Annotated in this window: 13 protein-coding genes; 6 read left to right on the top strand and 7 right to left on the bottom strand. The window is 34.3% G+C overall.

The window, feature by feature from the left end; genetic code table 11:
* Positions 1-6: 6 nt before the first annotated feature.
* The 5 genes from RB619_RS09965 to RB619_RS09985 all read left to right on the top strand — a co-directional run bounded on the left by RB619_RS09965 (position 7) and on the right by RB619_RS09985 (position 5,641).
* Positions 7-1,008, top strand: coding sequence for a hypothetical protein (locus RB619_RS09965; RefSeq protein WP_308096921.1), 1,002 nt, complete (start codon positions 7-9; stop codon positions 1,006-1,008).
* A gap of 43 nt (positions 1,009-1,051) precedes the next feature.
* The gene (locus tag RB619_RS09970; RefSeq protein WP_308096923.1) at positions 1,052-2,563 is read left to right on the top strand and encodes an outer membrane protein transport protein; all 1,512 of its coding nucleotides are present in this window, start codon (positions 1,052-1,054) and stop codon (positions 2,561-2,563) included.
* Between the two features lie 236 nt (positions 2,564-2,799).
* Positions 2,800-4,113: a 30S ribosomal protein S12 methylthiotransferase RimO gene (gene rimO / locus RB619_RS09975; RefSeq protein ID WP_308096925.1), complete on the top strand. Its 1,314-nt coding sequence runs from the start codon at positions 2,800-2,802 to the stop codon at positions 4,111-4,113.
* Positions 4,114-4,152: 39 nt separating this feature from the next.
* Positions 4,153-4,701, top strand: coding sequence for a hypothetical protein (locus RB619_RS09980; RefSeq protein ID WP_308096927.1), 549 nt, complete (start codon positions 4,153-4,155; stop codon positions 4,699-4,701).
* A 34-nt stretch (positions 4,702-4,735) separates the two neighbouring features.
* Positions 4,736-5,641, top strand: a complete 906-nt coding sequence (locus RB619_RS09985; RefSeq protein ID WP_308096928.1) for an N-acetylmuramoyl-L-alanine amidase — start codon at positions 4,736-4,738, stop codon at positions 5,639-5,641.
* Positions 5,642-6,031: 390 nt separating this feature from the next.
* On the opposite strand, the gene RB619_RS09990 is transcribed toward RB619_RS09985, so the two are convergent.
* The 7 genes from RB619_RS09990 to RB619_RS10020 form a co-directional block, all read right to left on the bottom strand.
* Complete coding sequence (locus tag RB619_RS09990; RefSeq protein ID WP_308096929.1) at positions 6,032-7,105, bottom strand: outer membrane beta-barrel protein; 1,074 nt, start codon at positions 7,103-7,105, stop codon at positions 6,032-6,034.
* A 595-nt stretch (positions 7,106-7,700) separates the two neighbouring features.
* Complete coding sequence (locus RB619_RS09995; RefSeq protein ID WP_308096932.1) at positions 7,701-8,666, bottom strand: glycoside hydrolase family 5 protein; 966 nt, start codon at positions 8,664-8,666, stop codon at positions 7,701-7,703.
* Between the two features lie 10 nt (positions 8,667-8,676).
* The gene (locus RB619_RS10000; protein WP_308096934.1) at positions 8,677-9,909 is read right to left on the bottom strand and encodes a glycoside hydrolase family 27 protein; all 1,233 of its coding nucleotides are present in this window, start codon (positions 9,907-9,909) and stop codon (positions 8,677-8,679) included.
* 97 nt (positions 9,910-10,006) lie between these two features.
* A complete protein-coding gene (locus RB619_RS10005) occupies positions 10,007-11,044 on the bottom strand; it encodes an IPT/TIG domain-containing protein (RefSeq protein WP_308096936.1) in 1,038 nt (345 codons plus the stop codon).
* Positions 11,045-11,063: 19 nt separating this feature from the next.
* Positions 11,064-12,662: a RagB/SusD family nutrient uptake outer membrane protein gene (locus tag RB619_RS10010; RefSeq protein WP_308096938.1), complete on the bottom strand. Its 1,599-nt coding sequence runs from the start codon at positions 12,660-12,662 to the stop codon at positions 11,064-11,066.
* 12 nt (positions 12,663-12,674) lie between these two features.
* Complete coding sequence (locus RB619_RS10015; protein ID WP_308096939.1) at positions 12,675-15,863, bottom strand: TonB-dependent receptor; 3,189 nt, start codon at positions 15,861-15,863, stop codon at positions 12,675-12,677.
* A gap of 315 nt (positions 15,864-16,178) precedes the next feature.
* Positions 16,179-17,057, bottom strand: a complete 879-nt coding sequence (locus RB619_RS10020) for an AraC family transcriptional regulator (RefSeq protein WP_035647779.1) — start codon at positions 17,055-17,057, stop codon at positions 16,179-16,181.
* A gap of 307 nt (positions 17,058-17,364) precedes the next feature.
* On the opposite strand from RB619_RS10020, the gene RB619_RS10025 reads away from it, so the two are divergent.
* Positions 17,365-18,492 (top strand): glycosyl hydrolase, encoded by a 1,128-nt coding sequence (locus RB619_RS10025; RefSeq protein WP_308096943.1) that lies wholly within the window; start codon positions 17,365-17,367, stop codon positions 18,490-18,492.
* Positions 18,493-18,555 lie beyond the last annotated feature (63 nt).

An 18,555-nucleotide genomic window follows, 5' to 3' on the forward strand; every position in this document is an offset into this window, starting at 1 on the left:
ACAGATATGAAAACTTCTACTTCTCTCCGCCAAAACTCAAGTTACTTTTACTTAATTGGATTACTGAGTTTTCTGCTTGCATCGTGTGGCTCTTACCAAAATACTTCTTATTACGACAATGATGGAGTGTATGGCAAATCTGCAAACACGTACACACAAACAACGACTACAAACGTTAATAATCAATATAAAGATTACTTTAAGTCGCTTCAAGACGACAATCAGCCTACCGAAATTTTTACTGATGTAGATAATTACGGTAATTATGCTGTAAATGATAGTACTCAAACAGCAACAGCTTACCCTGCTTGGGGAAGCGGCACTACAGAAACCTCAGTAACGTATTACTCTGACCCAACGTGGTCATGGGGAATTGGTTTCGGATGGGGTTATCCTTATTATGGATACGGCTGGGGATACCCATACTACGGATGGGGCTATTATCCTGGCTGGGGTTATCCAGGTTGGGGCTACCCGGGATGGGGATATCCAGGATATGCCTACTACAACAATTATTCTTACAGCTATGGAAGAAGAGGATCTGCTGCTTATTACGGATCTAGAGGATATGCTTCTAGAGATTCATACGCAGGAAGAGGCTCATATAGCGGAAGAAATTACGCAGGAAGAAGCACTTATACCGGAAGAGATTATGCTAGTAGAAATTTTGCCGGAAGAAGCAGCAATAGCGGAACCAGCAGAGGTTATTCTGATTTCAGAAGAAGCTCGTCTGTAAACGGCAGAACCTATTCAAGTCCAACATTTACTGATAGAAGAAGCACAGCTCAAGGTCAAAGCAACGGTTATGATTATTCTAACAGAAGATCAAGTGCCGGAGCAACCAACAGAAGCTACAGCACCCCAAACAACAACTCTGCTAGAACATACTCTCCTAGCCCATCACGCTCAATGGATAGTGGCGGCGGCGGAAGAAGCTACAGCGGTGGCGGCGGTGGCGGAGGCGGAAGATCTTACGGCGGCGGTGGCGGTGGAGGCGGAAGAAGATAAATCTCTTCTGCAAATCATTCAATCACTTTAAAAACTTAACCAGATGAAAAAAATATTCTTCCTCTTTATAACAGGACTATCTATTAGCGCCTTACATTCACAAGAAGTATCTGATGCTGTTCGTTATGGACAGGACAATCTAACAGGAACTGCGCGTTTTAGAGCAATGAGCGGTGCATTTGGAGCTGTTGGAGGAGACTTATCAGCTTTAGGCGTGAATCCTGCTGGATCTGCGATATTCAACAACAATCAAATTGGATTATCTTTCAGCAATCAGACGGTTAAAAATAATTCAAACTATTTTGGAACCGAGACGAGCGACAAAGACAATTCTTTCATACTTAACCAAGCTGGAGGTGTATTTGTTTTTAAAGATCATAATCCAAATAGTAATTGGAAGAAAATTGCTATTGGAACGACGTATGAAAACACAAACAATTACAACAGTGATGTTTTTTCTGTTGGAAACAATCCAAGAAATTCAATCGATCAATACTTTTTGACTTATGCCAATGGAATTCCGTTGAAAAACATAACTAATATTCCATATAAAGATCAATATTACGATGAACAACAAGCTTATTTTGGATATCAAGGATACGTTATAAATCCAGTTTCAAACACTGATGACAATACACAATATGTTTCTGCGGTTCCTGCACTAACTCCAGGAAAGAGTTATTATCAAGAAAATGAGATTTATGCAAGAGGATACAACAGCAAATTAAGCTTCAATATCGCAACCTCTTACAAAGACAGAATTTACTTTGGAGCCAATTTAAACGTTCATATTACCGATTATAGAAGATCCTCAACTTTTTATGAAGACAATGAACAACCACTTGAAACAAGAGAAACAATTTCAAGCCTTCGTTTCAACAATGATTTATACACATACGGAAACGGATTTTCCTTCCAATTAGGTGCAATTGCCAAAGTAACCGATGCTTTTAGACTTGGTGTTGCGTACGAATCAAACACTTGGCATGACTTATATGATGAAGTAGCACAAAGTATATCAACAACAAGACAAGCTGCAGGTGGTCAGGAAATATACGAATCAATCAATCCAAACCTTATCAATGTTTACGAAAGATATACATTGCAGACACCTGGAAAATTCACATTTAGTGGTGCATATGTATTTGGAAAATCTGGCTTAATTAGTGTTGACTACTCTATTAAAGATTATGCAAACACAAAATACAAACCAACAAGCGATCCAGGTTTTAGAGGATTAAATACCGACATGAGCAATCAGTTGACATCTAATGGAGAATTAAGAATTGGTGCCGAATATAAAATACAGCGATTAAGCCTTCGCGGAGGTTACCGTTTTGAAGGAAGTCCATACAAAAACGGAACTACAATTGGCGATTTAAACAGTTATTCAGGTGGTTTAGGCTATAGTTTTGGAGCGACAAAACTAGATTTAGCGTACTCGTATTTAGAAAGAAAATCGAATCAAGGATTTTTTGCAACTGGATTCACAGACGGAGCTAACATTACATCAAAACTCAACAATGTTACTTTGACCTTATTATTTGAATTGTAATTAGAAATCAAAATAGATGGATAGAGATTTCCGTCAAGCATTGCTTGGCGGATTTTTTTTAAAATCTTGATAAAGGAAAAACGCTTTTCTTATCTCTTTAATTTTAAAAACCAAGACAAATCTCACTCCAAAGCTTCGGGACAGGGAGATAAGCTTCATAAAAAACATCTAAAAGAAAGTGAAACAGGCGGTGTTTGAATAAAAAAGTGTAATTTTGCACTCCAATTTATAAAAGTATGAGAACCAAGTCTTTAAAAAAGAACAAAATTAACGTAATCACTCTTGGGTGTTCAAAAAATGTTTATGACAGTGAAGTCCTTATGGGACAGCTTCGCGCTAACGGAAAAGAAGTTGAACATGAAGCTCCAGCAGAAAAAGAAGGAAACATTATTGTAATCAACACTTGTGGTTTTATTGATAACGCTAAAGCTGAATCAGTAAATATGATTTTGGAATATGCAGATAAAAAAGACAAAGGCTTAGTTGATAAAGTTTTTGTAACAGGATGCCTATCTGAACGTTACAGACCCGATTTAGAAAAAGAAATTCCGAATGTAGATCAATATTTTGGTACAACAGAGCTACCTCAACTATTAAAAGCTTTGGGAGCTGATTATAAACACGAATTATTAGGAGAACGTTTAACAACAACTCCAAAAAACTACGCTTACTTAAAAATTGCAGAAGGATGCGACAGACCTTGCAGTTTTTGCGCAATTCCGCTTATGCGTGGATCACACGTTTCACAGCCAATTGAAAAATTAGTAAAAGAAGCTGAAGGCTTGGCTAAAAATGGCGTGAAAGAATTAATTTTAATTGCTCAAGATTTAACTTATTATGGTCTTGATCTTTATAAAAAGAGAAATCTTGGAGAACTTTTAGAAGCATTGGTTAAAGTTGAAGGAATCGAATGGATTCGTTTACACTATGCTTTCCCTACAGGTTTCCCGATGGATGTTTTGGAAATCATGAAACGTGAACCAAAAATCTGTAATTATATTGATATTCCGTTGCAACACATTTCTGATTCAATCTTAAAATCAATGCGTCGCGGTACAACTCAGGCTAAAACAACTCAATTATTGAAAGATTTCCGTGCTTCAGTTCCTGGAATGGCAATCAGAACAACTTTAATTGTTGGGTATCCTGGCGAAACTCAGGAAGATTTTGAGATTTTGAAAGATTTTGTTCAGGAAATGAAATTTGATAGAATGGGATGTTTTGCTTATTCTCATGAAGAAAACACACATGCTTATTTATTAGAAGATGATGTTCCGGACGACGTAAAACAAGCCAGAGCAAACGAAATAATGGAACTTCAGTCGCAAATTTCATGGGATTTAAACCAAGAAAAAGTGGGACAAGTATATAAATGTATCATTGACAGAAAAGAAGGTGCACATTTTGTAGGCCGAACAGAGTTTGACAGCCCAGATGTTGACAATGAAGTTTTGATTGATGCATCTAAACATTACGTAAAAACAGGTGAATTTGTTAATATAAAAATAATAGAAGCAACAGAATTTGATTTATACGGAGAACCTGCTTAAATTTACGCTAAATTATTATCAATTTAGATAAAACTTACTATGAAACCTACGAACACTTTTTTTATTTTGATTTTCACCATATGTTGCTTTAACGTAGCATCTGCTCAATATGGAGGCGGTTATGGCGGTTATAATAATGGCTACGGAGGCGGTTACGGACGTGGTAGCGGAATGGGTATGGACAGAAGTATGATGGCTGGACCACAAAGTGCTCCAAGCAAACCAAAGGAGATTCCCGTTGAAGAAACTGCTGCAAAAGTTGTTGAGCAAATGAAGCCCGAAGTAAAACTTGACGAACTTCAAGTTATTGCAATTACAAACGCCTTGGTAGATAGCATGAAAGAACAAGGAATTCTTTTGAAAAACGAAAGCACTAGCCAAGATGAAAAAATGGAACAGATCAAAGCTTTAAGAGAGAGTACAAATAAAAAAATTACTGCTTTTCTAAATCCTGATCAAGTAGAAAAATACACTGCTTTCATGGCTAACTTTAAGGAAATTAAAAAAGACAAATCAAAAAAGAAAAAAGATTCTAAAGATAAAAAAGAAGCAACAGAAGAAGAAAAAACAATAAAAGCTGAAGAATAATTTTTTTAAACTTCAACTTACAATGTAAATGATCATGGTAAAAAAACATTTTTGTTATTTGATTTTAGCAATTATTATAACTTCTTGCTCTACAAATCCATATAAGACTACTGAAAAGGTATACGATCAGCAGCTTAAAACTTTAGAAAACCAAATTACAAGTAAAGATCCTCAGGCAATTCCAGCAATTAGTCCGGTGGTAATTGACACTACTTATGCAGCGCAATTAGGCATTGTAAAAGACACTTTGTCAAAAACAGGATCTACACATTTAGTAAACGGCATAACAACAGAATGGATTGGAACGGTAAATTTCAATTTAAGAAAACCGAGCTTTATTATCATTCATCATACCGCTCAAGATTCGCTGAAGCAGACTATCAATACTTTTACTAAAACTAAAACACAGGTTAGCGCACATTATATTATTTCGGAAAACGGAAAAGTAGTGCAAATGCTGAATGATTACTTAAGAGCATGGCATGCTGGCGCTTCAACTTGGGGAAAAAATACTGATATCAATTCGAGTTCAATCGGAATTGAATTAGATAATAACGGTTTCAAACCTTTTACTGAAAGCCAAATCAGTAGTTTAGTGGCTCTTTTGACAAAATTGAAAAAAGATTATAATATTCCGACTCAAAATATTATTGGCCACTCTGATATTGCTCCAGGCAGAAAACAAGATCCAAGTGCTTTATTTCCTTGGAAAACATTGGCAGAGAAAGGATTCGGAATTTGGCCGGATGAAGTTCTGGAAGAAGCCCCATTTGATTTTAAAATAGAGCCGGCTTTGAGAATCATTGGATATAACACAAAAAACCTTTCAGCAGCAATTATGGCTTTTAAATTACATTACATTCAAACGGATGTAAGTGCAACTTTAGATCGAAAAACAATAGACACTATTTATTCTATTTATAAGAAACAAGTTCAATAAAGAATAAAATTGGTTTTAAAAATATACAAACGCATTTCTCATTGGAAATGCGTTTTTTTTATGTAATAAATCTATTCGACAAAGAATTATCCCAAAAATCACTTTGCAAAACTCCTCTAAAATATGTTTCAATAATTTTTTTCTACTAAAAAGACACACCGTTTTAAACCTCTACAATTACACCTAAAAAACATTCCATTTCCATCATATAGCTGTAAAACAAAATTACAGGCATTACAACAAATATTTTATTGCCAGAAAGACGCACTGCTGTGCGCCTATACGGATATTACAGGCAATAATCCGTAACTCACAAAAAATAAAAAAGCTGCCAAAACATTAATATGTTTCGACAGCTCCAAAAAAAAAAAAAAATATCAATCTTTATCTCTAGAAAGAGTATGTTGTAGCTACAAGAGCGTAGAATGACCCACCTGTTGGTAATGCATCGCTATCTAAAAAGATATCTTCAGAAGCAGCATCATATCTTAACTCAGGAATTATAGTCAGTTTTCCAACTTTGTAGTTTAAAGAAACTGTATTTGCAAAAACATTCGAACCTGTTAAAGTTCCTAAACTTGGCGCTGCATCTTTAGCATCAAAGTATTCCATTCTGTACGCTAACAATAATGATGGAGAGAATGAATAATTTGCATATCCTACTAATGAAAACCATTCTCCATCTAAATCGCTTACAAAATCATTTTTTGTTTTAGCATAAGTTGCATTAAACCCAAGAGCAAAACTGTCACTAATTGTTTTTGATGCAACTAAATCAAATTGTGTTTTATTTTCATCAGATGCTGGGTTACTACTACCTGAAGTAAAGTTCAAGTAAGCACTTCCCGTTTCACCAATATAGCCTAGTTGCCCAATGAATGTTTTTTGAGTTGAACCAGCATCCATTGCTGATTTAAAATCTGTTGGATTTGTTATCCCAAACATTGCCGTAAACTTTCCTGAAGTATATTGTGCTTTTACCCCAGTGTTAAAGAAAGGCCCATAAGAGAAAGCATATGACATACTGTAGTTTTTATTATCGACAGCATCTAATACTTCGTAACCTATATGAGTACCAAAACTACCCGCTACAAATTTAAATTTATCAGTAACATTATAAGTAAAGAACAATTGTTTAATTAAAAATTTTGCAGTTATATCTTTATCTGTTGTTTCATTATATGAGAATTCACCTGCTCTTTTTCCGAATCCTAAGTCTACAAATACAGAAGCTTTCCCGAAAGTATGACCTGCTTCTATAGACGCCATTCCTAGTTCAAACGAATTCTGAGAGTTGGTAAAGCTCGTTAATCCGTTCATTTGTTTAGAGAAATCATATTTATAGTACGCATCTGCTGATCCGCCCCAGGTTGTTGCTGGTGAAACTGGAGTTTCTGTATCATCTTGAGCAAAAGCAAAAGAACTCGTTAACATCGCGGCTAAAATGTGTAATACTTTTTTCATGTTTTAATTGGTTTTTGGTTATTAATTGATTCTGGTTAGTTAATCTTTTATATAGCTTTATTAATAGTATATTTCAATTCTAAAATCCCTCATCATCCTCAAAAAACCCCTTCATTTTCATTAGCGAATTTATTAACTTTTGCATGAGTAGAACAATTGAAAAGAACTTTTTTGATGTTTTACAAGCAGAATTATGGATTACAAAAATTTACCAACCAATAATCGTTATTTGACATTTATATCGATTCATTTTTGAAAATTCAATAACGCATTTTTGGTGCTTTTTAAATTTTAAAATGGGTCAACAACAAAAAACAAACAAAAAACCAAGCAAAAACAACATAATTAAACATACAAATAAAACATACCCCCTAAAAATTTAGGGGTATAAAATAAAATCAATAAAAAACACAATCACAACTCAAAAAAACTAGCCTTCCAAAAACAGTACCTTCACAAAAACAAAATTCCTACAAAAATAAACCTACAAAAGAGCGAAAAACGATCTTAAAACACAAGTTCGATTTTTCATTTAGCAACAAAAAAAAGCCCGTTCAAAATTGAACAGGCTTCATAAAGAACAGAAAGATTTTTTCTATTCCTGCGTATTGTATTTTCTTAAAAACGCTCTGACTTTTATTCCAGATTCTTTTAAATCTTCATCTTTCCACTTCCCTTCAGATTTAGCCGATTTCTTCAAAATAGAACAAGTTTCATCTTTATCAGAGACAGACCATGTAATCCAGCTTAGTTTTCTAGATTCCATCCAATCGATGTATTCCTGCCAAGCTTTCATATTTAAAGGTCCATCACCCGATGCTTCCATCCCAGCAGATTCTGAAATAAAAACGGGAAGCCCACTTTTTATAGCAGCATCTGTGCGATCTCGCAATTCCTTGCCGTGTGTTGCTGCATAAAAATGCATTGTATACATGATATTACTGTACCCTATAATTGGATCTTCGGCCGGAAGATTAATATCTTGATCCCAATGCGGACAACCAACTAAAATAACATTATTAGGGTCATTTTCTCTAATTACACGAATTATCTCCTCTGCATACGTTTTAACTTCCCACCAAGTTTCATAATCTGGCTCGTTGAACACCTCGTATATAATATTAGGATACTTGGCATACTTTTTTGACATCTCAGCAAAAAAAGCCGATGCTTCCTTTAAATTAACATTGTGACTGTGCCAGTCAATAATAACATAAATATCTGATTTAATCGCTCCATTTACAACCGCTTCAATTTTTTCTTTTGATTGTTGCGGTTCTTTCATATAAGACATGTCCCCTAACTCAATTCCCGTTGCTGCTCTAACCACATTACAATTAAAATCTTTCTTTAGCCAGCTTACCGCTTTTTCATTATAAAATCTCGGCCACATACTATGCCAGCCAAAACTTAATCCGCGCAAGACAATTGGATCGTTATTTTTATCAACCAATTGAGTTCCATTAACACTTAGCTGACCGTGCTTTTTTACAAACTGAGCTTGCAAAACATAAGAAAACAACAGAAAAGCAATTACATAAAGATGACTTTTTGATTTCATAAACTAAGATTTAAAGCGTTAATTTAAGCGTAATAACATCATGCGATGCAAGATCAGAAACAAAATTCTTTTTAGTCGTTCCCATTTCCTTGTTCTTCCAAAGATCTTTTATTTTGTAGGTCACTTTATTAAAATCGGCTTCATATCCAAAATCAGCATCTTTGATTACATTCTTTTTAAAATCGAAATTGACTTTTTTAGCGACATCGCTTCTATTTAAAAAGGTTATTACCCAGTTTCCTTCAGACAAAGGTTTCACCCAAACTTCTAAACCATCTTCAGCAGCATATTTAAATCCTTGAATTCCTAATTTATCTTGATTAACTGCGATCAAATCTTTATTAGTTAAAATCGCCAATGTTTCTTTAGACATTTTTCGGTAATCATTTCCTGTAAATAAAGGTGACGAAAGCATACACCACATTGCAAAATGCGATTTATCTTCAATATCATTCATTTCATTTCCAACTTCCATCATATCAAAATCGTTCCAATGATCTGGGCCAGAATATTTACGGATATCTTTTCGCATTTCGGCAATTTTCATAAATCCCCATGACGACCAATTTTCCGGATGTTTAAATTCGCAGTCAAAACACGGATAAATATCACCCGAAATTCTCCAAAGATTCCCTACAGGTTTTCCCCATTCCCACGGCTGATTATCACCCCATTCGCAAAGACTAAAAACAATTGGCCTTCCAGCAGTTTTTAGCGCATTACTCATAGTTGTATAAGCTTCTGGAGCGGTAATGCCTTTTGTATTGCACCAATCGTACTTTAAAAAATCAATTCCTAATTTAGCATAAAAACGAGCATCTTGATACTCGTAACCGCGCGTACCTGGATACCCTGCACAAGTTTGAGTTCCGGCACAATTGTACAAACCAAACTTCAAACCTTTGCTGTGTACATAATCAATCAATGCTTTCATTCCACTCGGAAATTTAACCGGATCCGGCACAAGATCACCATTTGCGTCACGTTGTTTTGTCATCCAGCCGTCGTCTAAAACAATATAATTATAACCCGCTGCAGCTAAACCTGATGAAACCATTATATCAGCTGTTTCCTTGACCAATTTCTCATCAATATTAGTGGCAAAAGTATTCCAAGAATTCCATCCCATTGGAGGAGTCATGGCTAAACCTTCAAATTTTCCTCCTGTCTGATTATGTGTATTTCCTTGCCCGAAACTCAGGCAAGAAACAAACAGCGCAAATACTGAAATAATCTTTTTCATTATTAAAATTTCAAATTAATTATAAATAAAAAAAAGTATTCCCTAATTGAGTAGATTAGGGAATACTTAAACAAAACTCAAAACAAATAACTGCTTTTTATTTTAATACAAATCCCATGTCATCCATAAGGATTGTATTTCCTCCAAAATTACCCGATTCCTGAAGTGTCAGCTGATCGAAAGTAGTTGGATTTCCAATATCTGAAAACGGAATTTCAATTGTAGTCCAATTTGGAGTTATTGTCTTTTTAATTTGATAAGCCCAGCCTCCAAAAACAAATACTACGCTTGCAGCGGTATTTGTTGATGCCGATTTCACTTTTACTCTAAACGCTTTATATTTTGAAACATTTCTAGAATTGAACTTCATATCAGCACCATTCCATCCTCCAAATACAAATTTAATTGACGATTTACCTTGTACTTTATCATCTTTAAAGTCGGTATCAAAAGTATCGCCACCGCTCCACATCCAATGTCCTGCATCTCCTTGCAAAACATCATCGTACAAAGCTGAACCAATTGCTTCTTCAGAAACAGTAGAACCAGAAATATTTGTTACGGTAACATATTTATCTGTTGCATTAGCTGGCATTTTAAATTTAATTTCAGTTAATGTAGAAGAAATCACAGGCACATCTGCAGTTCCTACTTTTACAGTTGGATTCAAGAAATAATCACCATAAACGGTTACAATTTCACCTTCGGCAGCATTAATAGAATTATAACTCTCGAATTTTGGTGTTGGCGGCGCAATCACAAAATCATATAAAACAGTTCCCGATTTTGTAACAACTTTTAATTTATTACTTGCATTTGCATAAGGCGTTTTCTCGTCGATCAAAACAACTATTGCAGTATCTGTAACCAATGTAGGATTGAAATAAGTATCAAAATCATTAAAATAGATTTTAGTTGTATTTAAAAGCCCAGTTCCCTGAATGATATAGTAATTTTTTGGATCGCCAATCTTAACTGGAACCAAGGGACCTTCAACAGATTTTGCAACACTTGTGATTACAGGTGCACCGCCTCCGCTTGAAGCTTCTTCATTGTCACATGAAGAAAACACACCCAGCACCATAAATACCATCGCAAAGAATGGCAAAAGGTATATATTTTTTATATTTTTCATAGTTGTCAAATTTTAGTAATTATTTAAAAGTATACGGAACTGGTGCTTGTAATAATTTTGGATTTTTAGCAACCTCATTGTCCGGATAATCCATATAGAAATCATTTGTTGCATGATCTTGACTATATACTGGTGTGTAATGACGTTCAGCATATCTATCTCCTCTATTTTGAGCCGACATAATTGCGATTGCTTTATTTTTATCAATACGTCCTAAATCAAACCAATAATCACCTTCAAAACACAATTCTTTTCTTCTTTCTAAAAAGATATCATCAAACGTAACTGAAGTCAAATTAGCTAAACCAGCTCTTCTTCTAACTTGATTAATAGAATTTAATGCACTTGCATCTGTAGTCGTTGCATTTGCTCCAAGAACAGCTTCAGCATGAATAAGCAACAACTCTGCATAACGCATAACATAAGAGTTGTTATCCATCATTGCCCATGCATCTGCCTGGCCAGTTGCGCTTCCGTTTACAACACCAATACAATATTTTTTAATTGCACCACCAGACCCTTGTGCCAAATCTTTACCAGCTGGAACAGTGAAACCAATTCCTTGTGTCGTTTTAATAGTTGGATAACTATCTCCAGCAACCATTACAGTTTCATGTTTTCTTAAATCGCCAGCTCCATACAATGAAAGAATTACCTCTTGACTTGGTCCAAAAACACCCGCATATGATGCATTAGATGTTGACAATGTACCATCTTGGAAACCGAATTGTGTATTACAGTTGTTTGCCGAACCGTAAGCTCCATCACCTTTCCACTGAATAGCAAAAATAGATTCTTCGTTATTGTTGTTTGGATAAGTAAACAAATCAGCAAAACTTTTTCCTGGCAATTGATCTCCACCTAAAAGTTTAAATTCACCACTGCTGATAACCGCTTCAGCCATTGCTTTTGCGTTTGCATAATCTTTTTGGTACAAATACACTTTTGCTAGCAATGCTCTTGCAGAACCTTTTGAAACGTGTCCGTTGCTTGCATAATTTGCACCTCTTGTTTTAGCTGCCAATAATTCAATTGCTTTTAAATAATCCATTGTGATTAATTTGTAAATATCTGCAACCGTATTAGTATTCACATAAGGATTACTTGTATAATCAAGCGGGTTTTCAATAATTGGCACAGGACCCCAAAGTCTAACCAAATCAAAATAAGCAGTCGCTCTCATGAAATAAGCCTCACCAATTGTATTGTTTAAAACAGCTTTATCAACATCTGGACCTACTCGCGCAGCCAAAAAGTTAATAATCATATTCGATTGCTGCACATTAGCCCATAATGATGACCATCCGTTTACTAATTCAGGATCACTTCCGTTTAATGAAAACGTTCTCAATCCACTTACGTCTGGTGAACCTGAATACATATTTCCTGAACCAACTTCAAGCGCCCACCAAAACTTATTATACATTTGAAACCAAGTTCTGCTGTACATACCATTTGTAGCCGATGAAACCTGATCATTTGTGCTGTAATAAGAATCTAAACTTATTCCATCTTCAGAAGGTCTGTCTGTAAAATCATCCGAACATGATGCAAAAGTCAGAAATGCTGTTGCTACAAAAAGCAAACTATATCTATTTAAAAAAGATTTCTTTTTCATTTTTATTATTTTTTAAAATTCTAAATTAAGACCAACTAAAAATGTTCTTGCTACCGGATATCTTCCGTTGTCAATTCCTGATAAAAGCACATTTTGATTAAATGAACCAATCTCTGGATCGTAACCTGAATAATTAGTAAACGTGTATAAGTTTTGAGCAGATCCATACAACCTTAATCTTGAAATTTTATATTTTGAAATTACATCCTGCGGTAATGAATATCCAAGCGTAATGTTTTGAATTCTTAAATAAGAACCATCTTCAACGTAGCGGTCAGAAATCAACAAGTTAGTATTTGACGCATCAGCAATTGGTCTTGGATTATTACTAGCTGTATTGGTAGATGAATAATAATCCATCGCATCAACTAACTGATTATCATATAAAGATGCATTTGTTGTTCCCGCTCTTTTTGTTAAGTTCATAACATCATTTCCGTATGATCCTTGAAGAAAAATAGAAAGATCTACATTTTTATATCTGAAATTGTTTGTAAAACCGTAAGTGAATTTTGGATGCGGATTCCCGATGAATGTTTTATCCGCAGCATCAATTTTTCCGTCACCGTTTACATCAACATATTTTACATCTCCAAGTGCTGTTTCTCCAGCTCCTGTTCCAACAGCTTGACCAAATTGAAGTGGCGCACTGTTTAAAACTGCCTGATCTTTAAAAATACCGTCAGTTTTATATCCGTAGAATAAGCCAATTGGGTTTCCAATAGTAGTATTTGTAACTACAACAGGCTGGTATCCATTCGTGTTTACTTCTTGAGTCAATACAATTCCGTTTGCGATTTCATCCAAATTATTTTTGTAATGAGAAACAACTGCCGAAGCGCTCCAGTTAAAATTACCTGCTGATCTCATATCATAACCAAGAGTCAAATCGAAACCTTTATTACTCATTGTACCTAAGTTAGAATAAGGTGCAGAAACTCCTCCATATTGACCTCCGCCACCAGTTAAGTAAAGAGGCAAAGGAACTTGGAACAAGAAACCTTCAGATTTTTTGTCATATACATCAAAACTAGCAGAAAGCTTACTGTCAAACATTGTAAAATCAATACCAATATTAGTTTGATTTAATGACTCCCAAACTAAATCTGGATTTGGATAATTTGACGGTAAAAATCCGCTTCCTAATCCTGAATTTTGCGTTCCTAACATTGCAGAATAACTATTGTTTGGAATTTGCTGATTTCCAGTTTCTCCGTAACCAACTCTAATTTTGATATTATCAACATACTTACGAGTTCCTTCCATGAAAGATTCGCTAGACAATCTCCAAGAACCAGAAATTGCATTAAAAACACCTTTTTGATTCTCTGTAGTTGGGTCAAATTTAGAAGAAACGTCCTGTCTGATCGATGCTGTAATACTGTATTTATCATTGAAATCATAAATAATACGAGCAAAAAGAGATGATAATGAAGCACTTCCTTTATACTGTGTTACTGTATTGTTATCAACATCAGCTAAATTAATAGTGTGAATTGAATTTGTTTTGAAACCTTGCGCCGAAGCAATCAAACCTTCCCAATGAGAGTCATTAGCTTCCTGACCTGCCAAAACTGTAAATTTATGTTTCCCGATAGTTTTATCGTAAGTCAATAAATTTTTGATGTTTGTAGAATACCAATTTTGTCTTCTTACATCAAGATCAGCAAGCAAGTTTGTTTGGCTTCCCCATTTGTATGATGGCCTAAAATCATCATTTTCAGAAAATTCAGTATTTGCCGCTATTTCTAAACGGTATTTTAAACCTTTAATAATCTCAGCTTCAGCGTAAACGTTTCCTAAGAAATTTTTTCTAACCAATTTATTATCTCTAGTTAAAGCCTCAGCAACTGGATTATAATACGTTACACTTTGCTCTGATGATGGTGGCCCAGCAAAAGATCCATCTGTATTTCTAACAGGAATATCTGGCGACTGCAATAAAGTGTTTGAAATCAGTCCAGAGAAACTTTGATTCACTGTAATTCTTTCATTTGTAATACCTCCAGTAAGATTACCTCCAACTCTCAACCAAGATTTAATTTTTGAATCTAAATTCAATCTAACCGTATATCTTTTTAGACCAGAATTGATAATTGTTCCTTCGTTATCTAAATAACTTCCAGATAAATAGTAGCTTGTTCCGTCTTTAGCACCAGAAAATGATAACTGATGACTGTTTGAAATTGCTGTTCTGTATACCTCATCTTGCCAATTCGTTCCAGGCCCTAATAATTCTGGATGTGCAAATTCTTGACGTGTTTGAAAACCCCACAATTTAGCCAAATTAGTTTTTAAAGTTGCGTATTCTGGCAAAGTCAAAACATCTAATTTATTAGTTACAGAAGCAAACGAAGTATAGTTTTCATAAGATACTTTTCCAGTTCCTTTTTTACCTTGCTTAGTTGTGATAATGATTACACCATTTGCACCTCTAGAACCGTAAATTGCTGTTGCCGAAGCATCTTTTAAGATATCCATAGATTCGATATCATTTGGGTTGATCATAGAAAGCGGACTCATTGCGTTATTTCCACTTCCTCCTGAAGAAGAAAAACCATCTTTTCCAGCCAAAGTTTGACCACTTGTAGATTTACCAGTTGCATCTCCAGAGATTGGCACACCGTCAATTACATATAAAGGTTCGTTAGTTCCTGTAATAGAAGTGGTTCCACGAACTCGTACAGAAGCTGCTCCACCCGGCTGTCCCGAGTTGTTTGTTACCGAAACCCCCGCTGCTTTACCCTGAAGCATTTGATCAATAGAAACTTGCTTTAAATTTTCAATATCTGTTGATTTTACTGAAGATATTGCACCGTTTACATCTTTCTTTTTCTGAGTTCCGTAACCAATTACAACTACCTCTTTTAAGTCTTCAGAGCTTGATTGCAAAGTAACATTAATCTTATTTCGGCCTCCAATGGCTATTTTTTGAGAATCAAATCCAATAAACGAAACTAATAAAGTCCCGTTCGCAGGAGCATCAATCGTGTATTTACCGTCAAAATCAGTTGAGGCAGTAGTTTTTGAACCAACAACAGAAACGTTGGCCCCAGGAATTGTCATTCCTTTATCATCAGAAACTACTCCTGATATTTTAACCTGAGCAGTAATAAAATTACTCAGTAACAAGAATAAAATCAAAGGAACTGCTCTGTGGTTAGCATTCCAATGAATAAAGTTAGTCATTAGTTTTTTCATAATAAGTGTTTGGTTAGTTTAAATTTGTTTTACTCATAATCAAGTAATAAAAAAAGGGTGTGATTTATTTTCTAAATTATTTAACAAATCTATAACAGAACAAAACATTAAATCGATAGTATTATATCATTTAATGATAATATTTTTACTATATCAGTTTAAAAAAACACATATGAAAATAAAACCAGATATTAATTGCATTTTTCGCAATAGCACCCTCCTAAATCACTACTTCTTATAAATAAAAATGAACGAATCAGCAAAAAGCAAACGATTTCGTTAAAAATAATATTTGTTTGTGAAAAAAAAGTATCACTATAAAATGCGCTTTAATCCAGAAAAATCTTCTCTATATTGACTAGGAGTACAATTTTTAGTAGCCTTGAAACTACGGTTGAAATTGGCAATATTATTAAAACCCGATTTGAAAGCTACTTCTGAAACACTCATATCCTTTTCAACCAGCCAACGTGCTGCATAACCAATTCGGATGTCATTAATATAGTTTACGAAAGTTTTTCCGGTGCGTTTTTTAATAAATCGGTTAAAAGAAATAATCGACATGCTGGCAACATTTGCAGCATCTTCTAAAGTAATTTTATCTGCAAAGTTTTTCTGCACATATTCATAAACGAGTTTCATTTTATCATAATCATCAAACGTATCATAATCTACTGTATAAGTAGAAAGCAAACGCTGATTTCTAGAATTTGCCAAATCATATAACAAGGAAGTGATTTCTAAAAAATAATCCATACCATCTAGTTTAGAAAGCCTTACAAGCCTTGGCGTTAATTCTTCGGCTACTTTTTTAGAAAATAAAATTCCATGAATGGAACGATTAAACATATCCCGAATCGGATTCATAATTCGTCTTGACAACAAAGATTCATGAAATAAATCGTTATGAAATTGAATGGTAATTTCGTGTATTTTTTTGCTCGTGCATTTATTTAATTCCCAGCCGTGATATAAATTTGGGCCAATTAAAACCAACTCCACATTATCGATTTCTTCAATATTATCTCCAACTACGCGCTTCACTCCTTTTCCGTTCAAAATAAAATTTATCTCAAACTCAGGATGATAGTGAACCGGAAAATCAAAACTGTCTTTAACACGGTCAAAAACCAAAAAACTGTCACCAGCAGACAACGGCGCTATTTCTCTATAAAAATTTTTAGTACTGCTCATATCTTTAAAAAACTATTTTATGAAGTAATTAGATCATTTTCGATTGCAATAATATGATATATAATTGATAAAATAATATTAATTACACGATAAACATCCAATTATCTTTGAAAAATAGAATTATCAATTTTTTAAAAACGGTATTAATAATAAACATTAATCATTTTTTATAGAATATCTTTTTAAAGTTTTAATAATTTTATCTAAAAAACAATACTGAATCGTCGATTGAAAATTGAAGCACAGAAATTACATTCTCAATCTCTGAATTTGTGGATATTACCTCCAAAAACAATTTAAAACCAGAATGAAAAAAAACATACTTACCTTAATTATTGCCGTATTTATAGGAACTTCATGTTCCTCAAAAACGATTGTCAGTAATACTAATTTGTCACTTTCAGATAAAAAAGCGACACCTGAAACCGTTTCTCTTTATAAAAAATTAAATCAATTGTCGCAAAAAGGATATTTGTTTGGACATCAGGATGACCTTGCTTACGGCGTAAACTGGAAATACGAAAACGGCCGAAGCGATGTTAAAGAAACTGCTGGAGATTATCCCGCAATTTACGGCTGGGATATTGCTGGTTTAGAAAAGGATGATTCCAAAAATATTGACGGAGTTCCATTTGATAAAATGAAACAATATATTAAAGAAGCCAATGTAAGAGGCGGAATTTCGACTATAAGCTGGCATTTTGACAATCCTGCAACCGGAAAAAATGCTTGGGACAATACACCAAATTCCCTAAAAACGGTTTTGCCGGGCGGTCAAAATCACAAAAAATTCACTTCTTGGCTTGATAAAGCTTCTGTTTTCTTTTTGTCTTTAAAAGATAAAAAAGGAAAAAACATTCCTATACTTTTTAGACCTTATCATGAACTTACCGGAGGCTGGTTTTGGTGGGGAAAAGGAAATGCAACTCCTGAAGAATTTAAAACATTATGGAAATTTACCTTCGAATACCTTCAGAAAAAAGGCGTTCACAATTTAATTTACATCTACAACACAAGTAGTTTTGGCACTAAAGAAGACTTTTTGGCCAATTATCCAGGCGATAATTATGCTGATATTTTAAGCTTCGATAGTTATCAGAATAATGATGATAAAGACGGTAAAAAATTCATCGAAGAAGTTCAGAAACAGCTTAAAATTATAAACGAAATTGGTCTTGAAAAACACAAATTAATAGCTGTTGCCGAAGCTGGTTATGAAGCAATTCCAGATCCTAAATGGTGGACAGGAACTTTAGATAAAGCGATTGGTAATTACAAAATATCCTATGTCTTATTATGGAGAAACCACGGTTGGCAGGAAAAAGAACAAAAAATGCATTATTATGCGCCGTTTTCGGGACAAATCAGCGAAAAAGATTTTGTCGACTTTTACAATCTTGATAAAACGCTGTTTGAAAAAGACATAAAAAATTAAAAACGTAAAAATTATTAAACACATAGAAACATAGTCCCGAAGCTTCGGGATTATATTGAAAAA

Origin of the sequence: Flavobacterium sp. LHD-80, from assembly GCF_030929605.1 — a bacterium.
Taxonomy (GTDB): domain Bacteria; phylum Bacteroidota; class Bacteroidia; order Flavobacteriales; family Flavobacteriaceae; genus Flavobacterium.

Excerpts from the sequence above, each read along its gene's own strand:
- RB619_RS09985 (WP_308096928.1), top strand. The coding sequence starts at position 4,736 with ATGGTAAAAAAACATTTTTGTTATTTGATTTTAGCAATTATTATAACT.
- RB619_RS10005 (WP_308096936.1), bottom strand. The coding sequence starts at position 11,044 with ATGAAAAATATAAAAAATATATACCTTTTGCCATTCTTTGCGATGGTA.
- RB619_RS09970 (WP_308096923.1), top strand. The coding sequence starts at position 1,052 with ATGAAAAAAATATTCTTCCTCTTTATAACAGGACTATCTATTAGCGCC.
- RB619_RS09980 (WP_308096927.1), top strand. The coding sequence starts at position 4,153 with ATGAAACCTACGAACACTTTTTTTATTTTGATTTTCACCATATGTTGC.
- RB619_RS10000 (WP_308096934.1), bottom strand. The coding sequence starts at position 9,909 with ATGAAAAAGATTATTTCAGTATTTGCGCTGTTTGTTTCTTGCCTGAGT.
- RB619_RS10025 (WP_308096943.1), top strand. The coding sequence starts at position 17,365 with ATGAAAAAAAACATACTTACCTTAATTATTGCCGTATTTATAGGAACT.
- RB619_RS10020 (WP_035647779.1), bottom strand. The coding sequence starts at position 17,057 with ATGAGCAGTACTAAAAATTTTTATAGAGAAATAGCGCCGTTGTCTGCT.
- RB619_RS10015 (WP_308096939.1), bottom strand. The coding sequence starts at position 15,863 with ATGAAAAAACTAATGACTAACTTTATTCATTGGAATGCTAACCACAGA.
- RB619_RS09995 (WP_308096932.1), bottom strand. The coding sequence starts at position 8,666 with ATGAAATCAAAAAGTCATCTTTATGTAATTGCTTTTCTGTTGTTTTCT.
- RB619_RS09990 (WP_308096929.1), bottom strand. The coding sequence starts at position 7,105 with ATGAAAAAAGTATTACACATTTTAGCCGCGATGTTAACGAGTTCTTTT.
- RB619_RS10010 (WP_308096938.1), bottom strand. The coding sequence starts at position 12,662 with ATGAAAAAGAAATCTTTTTTAAATAGATATAGTTTGCTTTTTGTAGCA.
- RB619_RS09965 (WP_308096921.1), top strand. The coding sequence starts at position 7 with ATGAAAACTTCTACTTCTCTCCGCCAAAACTCAAGTTACTTTTACTTA.
- rimO (WP_308096925.1), top strand. The coding sequence starts at position 2,800 with ATGAGAACCAAGTCTTTAAAAAAGAACAAAATTAACGTAATCACTCTT.